Origin of the sequence: Agrococcus sp. SL85, assembly GCF_026625845.1 — a bacterium.
GTDB lineage: Bacteria > Actinomycetota > Actinomycetes > Actinomycetales > Microbacteriaceae > Agrococcus.
Genome location: NZ_CP113066.1, coordinates 42428 through 55463, shown reverse-complemented (window position 1 = coordinate 55463; position 13036 = coordinate 42428). Strand labels below are relative to the sequence as shown.

The 13036-nt window shown below is 73.3% G+C and carries 14 protein-coding genes and 1 pseudogene; 12 read left to right on the top strand and 3 right to left on the bottom strand.

Going from position 1 to position 13036, the window contains the following annotated elements:
* Positions 1 to 47 precede the first annotated feature (47 nt).
* The 5 genes from OVA14_RS00275 to OVA14_RS00255 all read left to right on the top strand — a co-directional run bounded on the left by OVA14_RS00275 (position 48) and on the right by OVA14_RS00255 (position 6413).
* Positions 48 to 1313, top strand: a complete 1266-nt coding sequence (locus OVA14_RS00275) for a PrsW family intramembrane metalloprotease (RefSeq protein ID WP_267504348.1) — start codon at positions 48 to 50, stop codon at positions 1311 to 1313.
* A 141-nt stretch (positions 1314 to 1454) separates the two neighbouring features.
* Entirely contained in the window at positions 1455 to 1724 is a 270-nt protein-coding gene (gene rpsO / locus OVA14_RS00270; RefSeq protein ID WP_267504347.1) for a 30S ribosomal protein S15, read from the top strand.
* A 294-nt stretch (positions 1725 to 2018) separates the two neighbouring features.
* Entirely contained in the window at positions 2019 to 4277 is a 2259-nt protein-coding gene (locus tag OVA14_RS00265) for a polyribonucleotide nucleotidyltransferase (RefSeq protein WP_267504346.1), read from the top strand.
* A gap of 88 nt (positions 4278 to 4365) precedes the next feature.
* A complete protein-coding gene (locus OVA14_RS00260; RefSeq protein WP_267504345.1) occupies positions 4366 to 5727 on the top strand; it encodes a M16 family metallopeptidase in 1362 nt (453 codons plus the stop codon).
* A gap of 83 nt (positions 5728 to 5810) precedes the next feature.
* On the top strand, positions 5811 to 6413 hold the full coding sequence (locus OVA14_RS00255) for a histidine phosphatase family protein (RefSeq protein ID WP_267504344.1): 603 nt from the start codon (positions 5811 to 5813) through the stop codon (positions 6411 to 6413).
* Between the two features lie 180 nt (positions 6414 to 6593).
* Here OVA14_RS00255 and OVA14_RS00250 read toward each other — a convergent pair whose 3' ends face one another.
* Together OVA14_RS00250 and OVA14_RS13395 are read right to left on the bottom strand one after the other, a co-directional pair.
* Positions 6594 to 6743: a hypothetical protein gene (locus OVA14_RS00250; RefSeq protein WP_267504343.1), complete on the bottom strand. Its 150-nt coding sequence runs from the start codon at positions 6741 to 6743 to the stop codon at positions 6594 to 6596.
* Between the two features lie 89 nt (positions 6744 to 6832).
* A pseudogene (locus tag OVA14_RS13395) lies at positions 6833 to 6895 on the bottom strand (hypothetical protein); the annotation flags it as partial.
* Between the two features lie 227 nt (positions 6896 to 7122).
* On the opposite strand from OVA14_RS13395, the gene dapB reads away from it, so the two are divergent.
* Genes dapB through OVA14_RS00230 form a run of 4 tightly spaced genes read left to right on the top strand, consistent with a single transcriptional unit; the run spans position 7123 to position 9687 of the window.
* A complete protein-coding gene (dapB, locus tag OVA14_RS00245; protein WP_267504342.1) occupies positions 7123 to 7827 on the top strand; it encodes a 4-hydroxy-tetrahydrodipicolinate reductase in 705 nt (234 codons plus the stop codon).
* A complete protein-coding gene (locus OVA14_RS00240; RefSeq protein WP_267504341.1) occupies positions 7824 to 8339 on the top strand; it encodes a hypothetical protein in 516 nt (171 codons plus the stop codon). The genes dapB and OVA14_RS00240 overlap by 4 nt, the downstream gene beginning before the upstream one ends.
* Complete coding sequence (locus OVA14_RS00235) at positions 8336 to 9166, top strand: thymidylate synthase (protein ID WP_267504340.1); 831 nt, start codon at positions 8336 to 8338, stop codon at positions 9164 to 9166. The genes OVA14_RS00240 and OVA14_RS00235 overlap by 4 nt, the downstream gene beginning before the upstream one ends.
* Positions 9167 to 9177: 11 nt before the next feature.
* Positions 9178 to 9687, top strand: coding sequence for a dihydrofolate reductase (locus OVA14_RS00230; RefSeq protein ID WP_324288021.1), 510 nt, complete (start codon positions 9178 to 9180; stop codon positions 9685 to 9687).
* Here the strand turns inward: OVA14_RS00230 and OVA14_RS13655 are convergent.
* Entirely contained in the window at positions 9677 to 9826 is a 150-nt protein-coding gene (locus OVA14_RS13655; RefSeq protein ID WP_420710602.1) for a hypothetical protein, read from the bottom strand. The genes OVA14_RS00230 and OVA14_RS13655 overlap by 11 nt on opposite strands.
* A gap of 61 nt (positions 9827 to 9887) precedes the next feature.
* Between OVA14_RS13655 and OVA14_RS13650 the strand changes: the two genes are divergently transcribed.
* From OVA14_RS13650 to OVA14_RS00215, 3 genes are all read left to right on the top strand, one after another.
* Positions 9888 to 10262, top strand: a complete 375-nt coding sequence (locus tag OVA14_RS13650; protein ID WP_420710601.1) for a hypothetical protein — start codon at positions 9888 to 9890, stop codon at positions 10260 to 10262.
* Positions 10259 to 11230 carry a 4-hydroxy-tetrahydrodipicolinate synthase gene (gene dapA, locus OVA14_RS00220; RefSeq protein ID WP_267504337.1) on the top strand — a complete coding sequence of 324 codons (972 nt, stop codon included), beginning with the start codon at positions 10259 to 10261 and terminating at the stop codon, positions 11228 to 11230. Before OVA14_RS13650 ends, dapA begins: the two co-directional genes overlap by 4 nt.
* A 112-nt stretch (positions 11231 to 11342) precedes the next feature.
* A complete protein-coding gene (locus tag OVA14_RS00215) occupies positions 11343 to 13016 on the top strand; it encodes a ribonuclease J (RefSeq protein WP_267504336.1) in 1674 nt (557 codons plus the stop codon).
* Positions 13017 to 13036 lie beyond the last annotated feature (20 nt).

Genomic DNA, 13036 nt, shown 5'->3' with positions numbered 1-13036 from the left:
GACGCGCGCTCGGCGCGCGGGGGGAGCGGGGCGGCTACGCTCCCCTCGTGAGCGCACCGCAGCCCGGCCCCGCGGCCGCCCCCGTCCCGTCGCCGCTGCGGCGGCGCGAGGGCCCGAGCACGGGGCTCGTCGCGGGCATCGTCGGCATCGTCGCGCTCGCGCTCGCCTCGTTCCTGGTCATCCTCTTCCTCGGCGGCGCGATCGGCAGCCCCGTGCTGCTCGCGGTCTCCGGCGTCATGGCGCTCGTGCCGCTCTCGTTCGTCATCTGGGCCGTGCTCGCCATCGACCGGTGGGAGCCGGAGCCGCGCGTCGCGATGTGGTTCGCGGCGCTGTGGGGCGGGATCGCGGCGGTGCTGCTGACGCTCGCGACGAACGAGCTCGTGCTGCTGCCGATCGTCGGCCCGTTCCTGCCCGACCAGGCGGCCTACGACCTCTACGCGACGGTCGTGCAGGCGCCCGTCGTCGAGGAGCTGTGGAAGGGCGTGCCCGTCCTCATCATGTTCCTGCTGTTCCGGCGCACCTTCGACGGGCCGGTCGACGGGGTCGTGTTCGCGGCGCTCTCCGCCGCGGGCTTCGCCTTCACCGAGAACATCCTCTACTTCGGCACGACGCTCGCCGACACGGGCGACGGCTCCTTCATCTTCTTCCTCCGCGGCATCATGAGCCCGCTGACGCACGCGATCTTCACGGCCGTCGGCATCGGGCTCGCGCTCGGCCTCGCCGCGCGAGCGCGCTCGCGCGCGTGGGTGCTCCTCGCGGGCCCCGCAGGCTGGCTCGTCTCGGCGGGGCTCCACGCGCTGTGGAACTCCGCCGGCTTCTGGGTGCCGGGCGGCGAGCTCGGCTTCTTCGCCTACTACCTCGTGGTGCAGGTGCCGCTGTGCGCGCTCGCGGCCGCGCTCGTCTGGCTGCTGCTGCGGCAGGAGGTGCGGATCACGCGCGCACGCCTGCACGACTACGGGCGCGCGGGCTGGTTCACCCACGAGGAGGTCGAGCGGCTCTCCTCGGGCGAGGGGCGGGCGGCGCTCATGGACTGGGCGCGGCGGCGGGGCCTCAGGGCGCCCATGCGCGACTACATCCACACGGCGACGCGCCTCGCGAACCACCGGCAGCGCTCGCTCGTCGGGCGGCACGTCGCGCGCGACGTCGCCGACGAGGCGGGCCTGCTCGCCCGCCTGCTCCAGCATCGGCGGCGCATGGTGACGACGGTGATCGGCCAGCCGGTGCAGCTCGCGCAGGGCACGCCCGTGCAGGCGGTCGCGGGGCAGCGCGTGCAGCGCTTCGGCGACCTCGACGCCTGGCCGATCCGCCGCTGAGCGCGGGGCGCGGGCCGCGGATGCGCGCGACGGGCGCTGCGGATCCCTGGTAGAGTCTTCAGGTTGCCGTCCATCGGCCGCGGACAGAGAGCGCTCCTGCATCGGGCAGGGGCACCGCGCTGCAAGCAGAGAGGGGTCCACATGAGCCTGAACGCAGAGGTCAAGAAGGCCATCATCGAGGAGTACGCCACGCACGAGGGCGACACCGGGAGCCCCGAGGTGCAGGTCGCGCTCATGACGCGCCGCATCAAGGACCTCACGGAGCACCTGAAGGAGCACAAGCACGACCACCACTCGCGTCGTGGCCTGCTGCTGCTCGTCGGTCAGCGTCGCCGCCTGCTCGGCTACCTCCAGGACATCGACATCGAGCGCTACCGCGCGCTCATCGAGCGCCTCGGCCTGCGCCGCTAGTCGCAGCCTTCGACGCCGCCCGCAGAGGCACGAGGGGCCGTCCCGAGAGGGGCGGCCCCTTCGTCGTCTGCGCGGCACCGTAGGCCTCCGCGGCATCCGGGCCTCCGGCTGATAGCATCGACCCGGCCGCGTCAGCGTCTGCGGCGGCCGATCGCGCATCCCCGACGAGACCCAGAGACTGGTCGTTGGTGGAGGATGCCGAAGCGGAGCTTCGACCTCCTCCACTGATGACCACCTCCTCGCCGCGGATCGCGGTGTTCGACAGCGCGTCCGCGCGCCGACGAGAGGAGACCCGTGGAGGGTCCTGAGATCACCTTCGCCGAAGCCGTCATCGACAACGGCCGCTTCGGCACCCGCACCGTCCGGTTCGAGACCGGCCGCCTCGCGCAGCAGGCGCAGGGCGCCGCGGTCGCGTACATCGACGAGGAGACCATGCTCCTCAGCGCCACGAGCGTCTCGAAGCAGCCGAAGGACCACTTCGACTTCTTCCCGCTCACCGTGGACGTCGAGGAGCGCATGTACGCCGCGGGCCGCATCCCCGGCTCGTTCTTCCGTCGCGAGGGCCGCCCCTCGACCGACGCCATCCTCACCTGCCGCCTCATCGACCGGCCGCTGCGCCCGTCGTTCGTCGAGGGCATCCGCAACGAGGTCCAGGTCGTCGTGACCGTGCTCGCCATCGAGCCCGACGAGCTCTACGACGTCCTCGCCATCAACGCCGCGTCCATGTCGACGCAGCTCTCGGGCCTGCCCTTCGACGGCCCGATCGGCGGCGTGCGCGTCGCGCTCATCGACGGCCAGTGGGTCGCGTTCCCGAAGCACTCGCAGCTCGAGCAGGCCGTGTTCAACATGGTCGTCGCGGGCCGCGTCGTCACCGACGCCGCGGGCGTCGAGGACGTCGCGATCATGATGGTCGAGGCCGAGGCCACCGACCACGCGTGGGAGCTCATCGAGGGCGGCGCCATCAAGCCGACCGAGGAGGTCGTGGCCCAGGGCCTCGAGGCCTCCAAGCCCTTCATCAAGCAGCTCGTCGCCGCGCAGGCCGAGGTCGCGCGCACGGCCGCGAAGGAGACGCAGGAGTACCCGCTCTTCCCGCCCTACTCGGACGAGGCCCTCACGGCCGTCCGCGAGGTCGCGAAGGAGCGCCTGTCGGAGGTCTACCAGATCGCCGGCAAGATCGAGCGCCAGGACGCCGACGACGCGCTCAAGGAGCAGGTCAAGCAGGAGATCAACGCCCGCGTCGAGCGCGGCGAGCTCGAGCCGAGCGTCGCCACGCAGGTCTCGGGCGCGTACAAGGCCGTCACGAAGGAGGTCGTCCGCGGCCGCATCCTCTCGGAGGGCGTCCGCATGGACGGCCGCGGCCTCGCCGACATCCGTCCGCTCGACGCCGAGGTCGCGGTCGTGCCGCGCGTGCACGGCTCGGCCATCTTCCAGCGCGGCGAGACCCAGATCATGGGCATCACGACGCTCAACATGCTGAAGCTCGAGCAGCAGATCGACTCGCTGAGCCCGGTGACGTCGAAGCGCTACATGCACAACTACAACTTCCCGCCGTACTCGACGGGCGAGACGGGCCGCGTCGGCAGCCCGAAGCGCCGCGAGATCGGCCACGGCGCCCTGGCCGAGCGCGCGCTCATGCCGGTGCTGCCGAGCCGGGAGGACTTCCCGTACGCGATCCGCCAGGTCTCGGAGGCGCTCGGCTCGAACGGCTCGACGTCGATGGGCTCCGTGTGCGCCTCGACGCTCGCGCTGCTCAACGCCGGCGTGCCGCTGAAGGCGCCCGTCGCGGGCATCGCGATGGGCCTGGTCTCGGACGAGGTCGACGGCGAGACCCGCTACGCGGCGCTCACCGACATCCTCGGCGCCGAGGACGCGCTCGGCGACATGGACTTCAAGGTCGCGGGCACGCCCGAGTTCGTCACGGCGATCCAGCTCGACACGAAGCTCTCGGGCCTGCCGGCCTCGGTGCTCGCGGGCGCCCTGACGCAGGCGAAGGAGGCGCGCACGAAGATCCTCGAGGTCCTGCACGCCGCGATCGACGCCCCCGACGAGATGGCGCCCACGGCGCCGCGCGTCATCAGCGTGCAGATCCCGGTCGACAAGATCGGCGAGCTCATCGGCCCCAAGGGCAAGACGATCAACCAGATCCAGGACGACACGGGCGCCCAGATCTCGATCGAGGACAACGGCACCGTCTACATCGGCGCGGTCGACGGCCCCTCGGCGGAGGCCGCGCGCGCCGCGGTCAACGCGATCGCCAACCCGCAGAACCCGGAGGTCGGCGAGCGCTACCTCGGCACCGTCGTGAAGATCGCGTCGTTCGGCGCGTTCGTCTCGCTGCTGCCGGGTCGCGACGGCCTGCTCCACGTGACCGCGATGCGCCCGCTGAACGGCGGCAAGCGCATCGAGGCCGTCGAGGACGTTGTGTCGGTCGGCCAGAAGCTCCAGGTCGAGATCACGAAGCTCGACGACCGCGGCAAGCTCTCGCTCGAGCTCGTCGACGAGTCGAAGGACGCCGCGCCCGCGGAGGCGCCCGCGGAGGCCGCCGCCGAGTGATCGGCAGCGACTGACGCACCCGGAAGCCCCCGCCTCGGCGGGGGCTTCCGTCGTCCCGGGCCGCGGGGCGCGCGGCTAGGCTGGTCGGATGCCCGTCGTGCCCCTGCCGCGCGAGACGCCCGAGCTCGCCATCGCCGCCGCCGGCGGCGCCATCGTCCGCCGCAGCCTGCTGCCGAGCGGCCTGCGCGTGCTCACCGAGCAGATGCCCGGCGCGCAGAGCGCCTCGGTGGGATTCTGGGTGCCCGTGGGCTCGCGCGACGAGCGCGAGGATGCGCGCGGCGCGACGCACTTCCTCGAGCATCTGCTCTTCAAGGGCACGCCGACGCGCAGCGCCTTCGACATCGCGGTCGCGTTCGACGAGGTGGGCGGCGAGCACAACGCCGTCACCGCCAAGGAGCACACCTGCTACTACGCGAAGGTGCGCGACCGCGACCTGCCGATGGCGATCGACGTGCTCGCCGACATGGTGACGTCCTCCGTGCTCGACCCGGATGAGTTCGAGCGCGAGCGCGGCGTCATCCTCGAGGAGCTCGCGATGGCCGACGACGACCCCGCCGACGTCGCCTCCGAGCGGCTCGCGGAGCTCGTGCACGGCGACCACCCGCTCGGCCTGCCGATCGCGGGCACGCCCGAGTCGATCCGCGCCGTCTCGCGCGATCGCGTCATGGAGCACTACCGCGAGCACTACGGCCCGGGCGACGTCGTCGTGACCGTCGCGGGCGCGCTCGACCACGACCGGGTCGTCGCGCAGCTCCAGGAGGCGCTCGTGCGCCACGGCTGGAGCCTCGCGGAGGGCCGGCCCCGGCCCCGCCGCGACCGCGCGCGCGTCGAGCCCGGCGCCGGCGGCCTCACGGTCGTCGACCGCCCGCTCGAGCAGGTGAACCTCATCATGGGCATGCCCGGCCTCGTCTCGCGCGACGATCGGCGCGGTGCGCTCGCCGTGCTCAACACCGTGCTGGGCTCCGGCATGTCGTCGCGGCTCTTCCAGGAGGTGCGCGAGCGGCGCGGCCTCGCCTACGCCGTCTATTCCTACTCCTCCGGCTACGCGGACGCCGGGCTCATGGCGCTCGCCGCGGCGTGCGCGCCGCGGAGCGCCGTCGAGGTCGCGACGCTCATGGCGGCGGAGCTCGAGCGGCTCGCCGAGGGCGGCGTCGACGCCGACGAGCTGCGGCGCGCGAAGGGCCAGCTGGCAGGCGGCTCGGCGCTCGCGCTCGAGGACTCGGATGCGCGCATGTCGCGCCTCGGCCGCGCGGAGCTCTCGCTCGGCGAGCTCGCCGACCTCGACGCGGCGCTCGAGCGCATCGACGCCGTGACCGACGCCGACGTGCGCGCGCTCGCCGGCGAGCTCGCGGCGGGCCCGCGCTCGATCGCCGCGGTCGGCCCCGCCGTCGACGGCCTCGATCGGCTCGTCGCCGGCGCCGCTCGGGGTACGGTGGAGGCGACGGCCTGAGCGCGACGATGCGCGACGCCCGTCGCCCGTCGGCTCCCGCCGGCCCCTGACACGTACGACGCTGCACGCGCCCGGAGGCATCGATGACCCATCTGCTCTACCTGGTCCGCCACGGCGAGCAGGTGGATGCCGAGCACGGCGTCGAGGACGGCGCGCTCTCGCCGCGCGGCGTCCGCCAGGCGCAGGCGATCGCGCAGCGGCTGTCGGGCGTGCGCTTCGACCATGCGTGGACCTCGCCGCTCGAGCGAGCGATCGAGACCGCGTCGATCATGCAGCAGCGGCTCCCCGCGGTGCCGTTCGAGCGCTCGTCGCTGCTGCTCGACTGCATCCCCTCGGGCCTCGAGCCCGACACGCCCTCCGGCTTCCACCGCTTCCTCGAGAGCGTGCGGCCCGAGCAGGCCGAGGCGGGCGCCGCGCAGATGGCCGACGCGGGCGACCAGTGGCTGCAGCCCTCGCGCGGCGACGTCAACGAGCTCCTCGTGACCCACAACTTCGTGATCGGCTGGTTCGTGCGCGAGGTCATGCAGGCGCCGGCCTGGCAGTGGATGGCCCTCAACCAGGCCAACTGCGGCCTCACGATCATCCGCCTGCGCTCGGGCAAGCCCGCCCAGCTCGTGGCCCACAACGACCTCGGCCACCTGCCGCCCGAGGACCGCACGGGCCTCGCGATCCCGCAGCCCTACTGACCCGCTGCCCCTTCCCGAGCGGTCGCTCCCGCCGCCCGAGGCCCCCGAGCGGTCGCTCCCGCCGCACCGCCTCGTCGAGCGGTCGCTCCCGCCGCGCCGCCTCGTCGAGCGGTCGCGGATGGCTGCCGAGCGGCTCCGCGCGTCGCCGCGCGTGACCGGTCGACGAGCCCGGCCGGGCGGTCAGCCGACCGGCTTGCGGAACCAGCTCGTCGCGTTCGGGTTGTCGTTGTAGGGCTCGATCGCCGCGTAGCCGCGCGAGGCGTAGAGGCCGTTCGCGGCCTCGAGCGAGCGGTTCGTGTCGAGCACGACCTCGTCGGCGCCGAGCCGCACGGCCTCCGCTTCGAGCGCGCGCAGCGCGCGGCGCCGGTGCCGCGGCCGCGGCCGGCGGGGGCGACGTAGAGGTGCTTCACCTCGAAGCGCGCGGGCCCGAGGCGCCGGAGCGCGCCGCAGCCGATCGCCTCGCCGTCCTCGGCGCGCGCCACGAGGAACGCGCCGTCGGGGGCGGCGAGGGTCGCGGGGTCGGCGGGCTTCGGCGTGTACCCGCCGCCGACGAACGTGATGGCGCGATCCGCGAAGTACGCCTGCAGCAGCGCCTGCGCGACGGGGGAGTCGGCGGCGAGGGGCTCGATGGTGACGCTCACGCTCTCGACCCTACGCGCGCGGCGACCGCCGACCGCCTCGGCGCCCGGTCGCCTCGTAGGCTGGAGGCATGGCTCGCTCCCTCCGCGTCGGCGTCTCCGGCAGCACCGGCAGGCTCGGCTCGCTCGCCCTCCGGCTCGTCGAGGAGGCCGACGACCTGGTGGCCGTGCCGGTCGACGCTCGCGACGGCCTCGACCTCGACGGCCTCGACGTGCTCTTCGACGCCACGGTGCTCGAGGCGAGCGAGCGCGTCGTCGAGGCCGCCGTCGCCGCGGGCGTGCCCGTCGTCGTCGGCACGAGCGGCTGGAGCGAGTCGCGCATCGCGGCGCTCCGCGGGCGCGGCGGCGACCGCGTGCGCATCGTGCCGAACTTCTCGCTCGGCAGCGTGCTCGAGACCCACCTCGCGACGATCGCCGCGCGCCACTTCGAGAGCGTCGAGATCCTCGAGGCCCACCACGCCCGCAAGGTCGATGCGCCGAGCGGCACCGCGACGCGCACGGCCGAGGCGATCGGCGCCGTGCGCGCGTTCGAGGCGCCGACGCCCGACGAGCCCGGCCGCGGCACCGTCATCGCCGGCGTCCCCGTGCACGCCATGCGCCTGCCGGGCGTCGTCGCGCGCCAGGAGGTCGTCTTCGGCGGCCTCGGCGAGACCCTCACGATCCGCCACGACACCACGAGCCCCGAGTCGTACGCGGCCGGCATCCTGCTCGCGCTCCGCGCCGAGCCGCAGCCCGGCGTCGTCGTCGGCATCGGCGACCTCCTGGGCCTCGCGTGAGCGAGCGGCGCGCCGCCCCGGCGGGGCTCACCCGGCCGGCCGCGCTCGCGATGGCGGCGCTGCTCGCCCTCTACGTCGTCGTCGCGGGCGACCGCGCCGTGCGCTTCATCGCCACGGGCGAGCCGATCGCGGTCGTCGTGGGCATCGCGCTGCTCGTGATGTTCCTCGTCGGCGCGTGGGCGCTCGTGCGGGAGGTCGTCTTCGGCATCCAGCTCGACCGCGCGATCCGAGCGCTCGACGCCGCGGGCGGCATGCCCGAGCCCCTGCCGACGACGCCCGGGGGCCGGGCCGACAAGGACGCCGCGCTCGCGGCCTTCCCCGCGGCGCGCGCCGACGTGGAGGCGCACGAGGGCTCGTGGGAGTCCTGGCTCCGGCTGTCGATGGCGTACGACGCGGCGCGCGACCGCAAGCGGGCGCGACGCGCCGCGCGCACGGCGCTCCGCCTGCGTCGCGGCGTGGGCGGACCGGCGCAGGCCGATCCGGTGCAGGATGGAGAGCAGGAGGCAGCATGAGCGACATCACGGCCACCGGAGCGCGCTTCGACGGGCACCCCTACGAGCAGCTGCTCGCCGACGTCCTCGCCCACGGCGAGGCGAAGGGCGATCGCACCGGCACCGGCACGCGCTCGGTGTTCGGCCGCCAGCTGCGCTACGACCTCGCGCAGGGCTTCCCGCTCATCACCACGAAGCGCGTGCACTTCCGGTCGATCGCGCTCGAGCTGCTGTGGTTCCTGCGCGGCGAGTCGAACGTGCGCTGGCTGCAGGAGCAGGGCGTCACCATCTGGGACGAGTGGGCCGATGCGGAGGGCGACCTCGGCCCCGTCTACGGCGTCCAGTGGCGCTCGTGGCCGACGCCCGACGGCGGCACGATCGACCAGATCGCGCAGGTCGTCGAGTCGATCCGCACGAACCCCGACTCCCGCCGCCACATCGTCTCGGCCTGGAACCCGGCCGACATCCCCGACATGGCGCTCGCGCCCTGCCACGCGTTCTTCCAGTTCCACGTCGCGAACGGCCGGCTGTCGTGCCAGCTGTACCAGCGCTCGGCGGACATGTTCCTCGGCGTGCCCTTCAACATCGCGAGCTACGCGCTGCTCACGCACATGCTCGCGCAGCAGACGGGCCTCGAGGCGGGCGACCTCGTCTGGACGGGCGGCGACTGCCACATCTACGACAACCACGTCGAGCAGGTCGAGCGGCAGCTCGCGCGCGAGCCCTTCCCGCTGCCGAGCCTGCGCATCCTGCGCACCCCCGAGAGCATCCTCGACTACGCGCTCGACGACTTCGAGGTCGTCGACTACCAGCACCACCCCGGCATCAAGGCGCCGGTCGCCGTCTGATGCGGATCGGCATGATCTGGGCGCAGGCCCGGGACGGCGTCATCGGCGACGCGGGCGACATGCCCTGGTCGCTGCCGGAGGACATGGCGCGCTTCAAGGCGATCACGACCGGGCACCCCGTCGTGATGGGCCGCCGCACGTGGGAGTCGTTCCCCGAGCGCTTCCGCCCGCTCCCGGGCCGCGCGAACGTCGTCATCACCTCCGACGCGGCGTACCAGGCGGCGGGCGCGCAGGTGGTCGGCAGCCTCGAGGAGGCCCTCGTGCTGGCGGGCAGGCTCGCAGAGGGCGGCGAGGCCTGGGTCATCGGCGGCGGCCGGGTGTACCGCGACGCGATCGATCGCGCCGACGTGCTCGAGATCACCGACATCGACCTCGAGGCCGAGGGTGACACGACCGCGCCCGAGCCCGGGGAGGGCTGGCGCGAGACCGCGCGCGATCCGGCCGAGGGCTGGCACGAGAGCCGCACCGGCCTCGGCTACCGGTACCGCACCCTCGAGCGGGCCGCGTCCGCTACAGCGTGATCCAGTAGCGCTCGTACGGGCTGGGCTCGGCATCCCGCACGCCGCCCGCGGCGAGGATCGTGGCGCGCGACGGCGGGTTGTCGGCGTCGCAGAGCAGGAGCGCGCGGCCGATCCCCAGGGCGCGCGCCTCGTCGAGCACGAGCCGCAGCGCCGCGGTCGCGACGCCCCGGCCGCGCGGAGGGCCGCACGCCGTAGCCGATGTGGCCGCCCTCGGCGAGCAGCCAGTCGTCCAGCTCGTGCCGCAGGTGGATGGAGCCGAGCACCCGCTCAGGCTCGTCGTCGTCGACGATCCACCACACGGTCGCCGGCACGAAGCCGTCCTGGCCCTCGACGCGCTGGCGCGCCTCGCGCGCGAGCCAGTGCTCGAACCGGTCCGGCAGCGCGAGCTCCTCGACCTCGTAGCCGAAGGTCGAGAAGCCGTGCAGCGTCTCGCCCTCGAACTCGCGCATCGCCTCGAGCCAGGCGCCGTGCAGGGCGCGGGACGGGAGCGGGAGGCGGATCATGCGCCCACGCTAGGGCCTGCCACGGGCCCAGGGCCGGGCGGGCGCGCCCGCCGCGATAGCCTGGAGCCGTGACCCACAATCCCTTCGGCCAGGTGCTCGTCGCGCTCGTGACCCCGTTCGCAGCCGACGGCGAGGTCGCCTGGGACGACGTGGAGCGGCTCATCGACGACGTCGTGACGCACGGCGCCGACGGCATCGTCGTCTCGGGCACGACGGGCGAGACCTCGACCCTCACCGATCCGGAGAAGATCCGGCTCGTCGAGGTGGCGAAGGCGGTGGCGGGCGACCGCGCCAAGGTCATCCAGGGCGGCGGCTCGAACGAGACCGCCCACGCGATGGACCTCTACCGCCAGGCGGAGCGGGCGGGCGCCGACGGCGTCATGATCGTCACGCCGTACTACAACAAGCCCACGCAGGCCGGCATCCTCACGCACTTCCGCATGATCGCCGACGCCACCGACCTGCCCGTCATCCTCTACGACATCCCCGGCCGCTCCGGCATCCCGATCCGCTACGAGACGCTCCTGCGGGCCGCGAAGCACCCGAACATCCTGGCCGTGAAGGATGCGAAGGGCGACCTCGCCGAGGTGAGCCGCGTGCTCAACCAGACCGACCTGCTCTACTTCTCGGGCGACGACGCGAACGTGCTCCCGCACCTCGCGATCGGCGCCTCGGGGCTCATCGGCGTCACGGCGAACATCGCCCCGAAGCCGTACCGCACCATGATCGACGCGGTGAACGCCGGCGACCTGCGCACGGCGCAGGCGCAGCACCGCGCGCTCGAGCCGCTCGTGCGCGCGACCATGACGCACGTGCCCGGCACGGTCGCCACGAAGTACATCCTCCACGGCCTCGGCCGCATCGGCAGCCCGCGCGTGCGCCTGCCGCTCGTCGGCCCCGAGGACACCGAGGCCGCCCTCATCGAGGACGAGATCGCCCTCGTCAAGGGCATCGACGGCCTCGACCTCAGCCGCTTCCGCCCCGACCGCAACGCGGCGGCCGGCGGCGCGCTGCCCAAGGTGCACGGCACCACGCGCTGAGCGTGCACCGCACCATCACGATCACCACCACAGCACCAGGCTTCCGCGCGCGAGGTGCGCGCACCCCACATGACCGCTCGCCCCAGGGCGAGCCGAAGACGAAGGAGGGCCCTTGACGGCCATCACCCAGCCCGCCCCGCTCGAGGCAGGCACGCTCCGCATCATCCCGCTCGGCGGCCTCGGCGAGGTCGGCCGCAACATGACGGTCTACGAGCTCGACGGCAAGCTGCTCATCGTCGACTGCGGCGTCCTCTTCCCTGAGGAGCACCAGCCCGGCGTCGACCTGATCCTGCCCGACTTCGGGCCCATCCGCGACCGCCTCGACGACGTCGTCGGCATCGTGCTCACGCACGGGCACGAGGACCACATCGGCGCCGTGCCGTACCTGCTGCGCCTGAAGGCCGACATCCCGCTGCTCGGCTCGAAGCTCACGCTCGCGCTCATCGAGGCGAAGCTCAAGGAGCACCGCATCAAGCCCTACACGCACACCGTGCGCGAGGGCCAGGTCGAGCAGCTGGGTCCGTTCGAGACCGAGTTCGTCGCCGTCAACCACTCCATCCCCGACGCCCTCGCGGTCGCGATCCGCACGAAGGCGGGCCTCGTGCTGCACACGGGCGACTTCAAGATGGACCAGCTGCCGCTCGACGACCGCATCACCGACCTCCGCGCCTTCGCGCGGCTCGGCGAGGAGGGCGTGGACGCGTTCCTCGTCGACTCCACGAACGCGGACGTGCCGGGCTTCACCGCCCCTGAGCGCGAGATCGGCCCCGTGCTGTCGCAGGTCATCGGCCGGACGAAGGGCCTCGTCGTCGTCGCCTCGTTCTCGAGCCACGTGCACCGCGTGCAGCAGGTGCTCGACGCCGCCGCCGAGCACGGCCGCAAGGTCGCCTTCGTCGGCCGCTCGATGGTGCGCAACATGGGCATCGCGGCCGACCTCGGCTACCTGAAGGTGCCGGACGGCGTGGTCGTCGACCAGAAGAAGGCCGAGCAGATGCCCCGCCACCAGGTCGTCTTCATGTCGACGGGCTCGCAGGGCGAGCCGATGGCCGTGCTCAGCCGCATCGTCAACCAGGAGCACCGCATCGAGGTGGGCGACGACGACACCGTCATCCTCGCGTCGAGCCTCATCCCGGGCAACGAGAACGCCGTCTTCCGCATCATCAACGGCCTCATGCAGCTGGGTGCGAAGGTCGTGCACAAGGGCTCCGCGAAGGTGCACGTCTCGGGCCACGCCTCGGCCGGCGAGCTGCTGTACTGCTACAACATCCTCGGCCCGCGCAACGTCATCCCCGTGCACGGCGAGTACCGCCACCTCCACGCGGCGGCGCAGCTCGCGATCGACACGGGCGTGCCGCGCGAGCGCGCGCACGTGGGCGAGAACGGCACCGTCTGGGACCTCAAGGACGGCCGGGTGGCCGTCGCCGGCCAGCTCGAGATCGGCTTCGTGTACGTCGACGGCTCGTCGGTGGGCCGCATCGACGAGGCCGACCTGAAGGACCGCCGCATCCTCGCCGAGGAGGGCTTCATCTCGATCTTCGTCGCGGTCGAGCCGCAGACGGGCAAGATCATCGTGGGGCCCGAGATCCACGCGCGCGGCTTCGCCGAGGACGACTCGATCTTCGACGACATCCGACCGAAGATCGTCAAGGCGCTCGCGGAGGCGGGCGAGTCCGGCACGCGCGACACGCACCAGTACTCGCAGGTCGTGCGCCGCACGGTCGGCCGCTGGGTGGGCACGCGCATCCGCCGCCGCCCGATGATCGTGCCGGTCGTCATCGAGGCCTAGCCGCGAGCCCAGGTCGCATC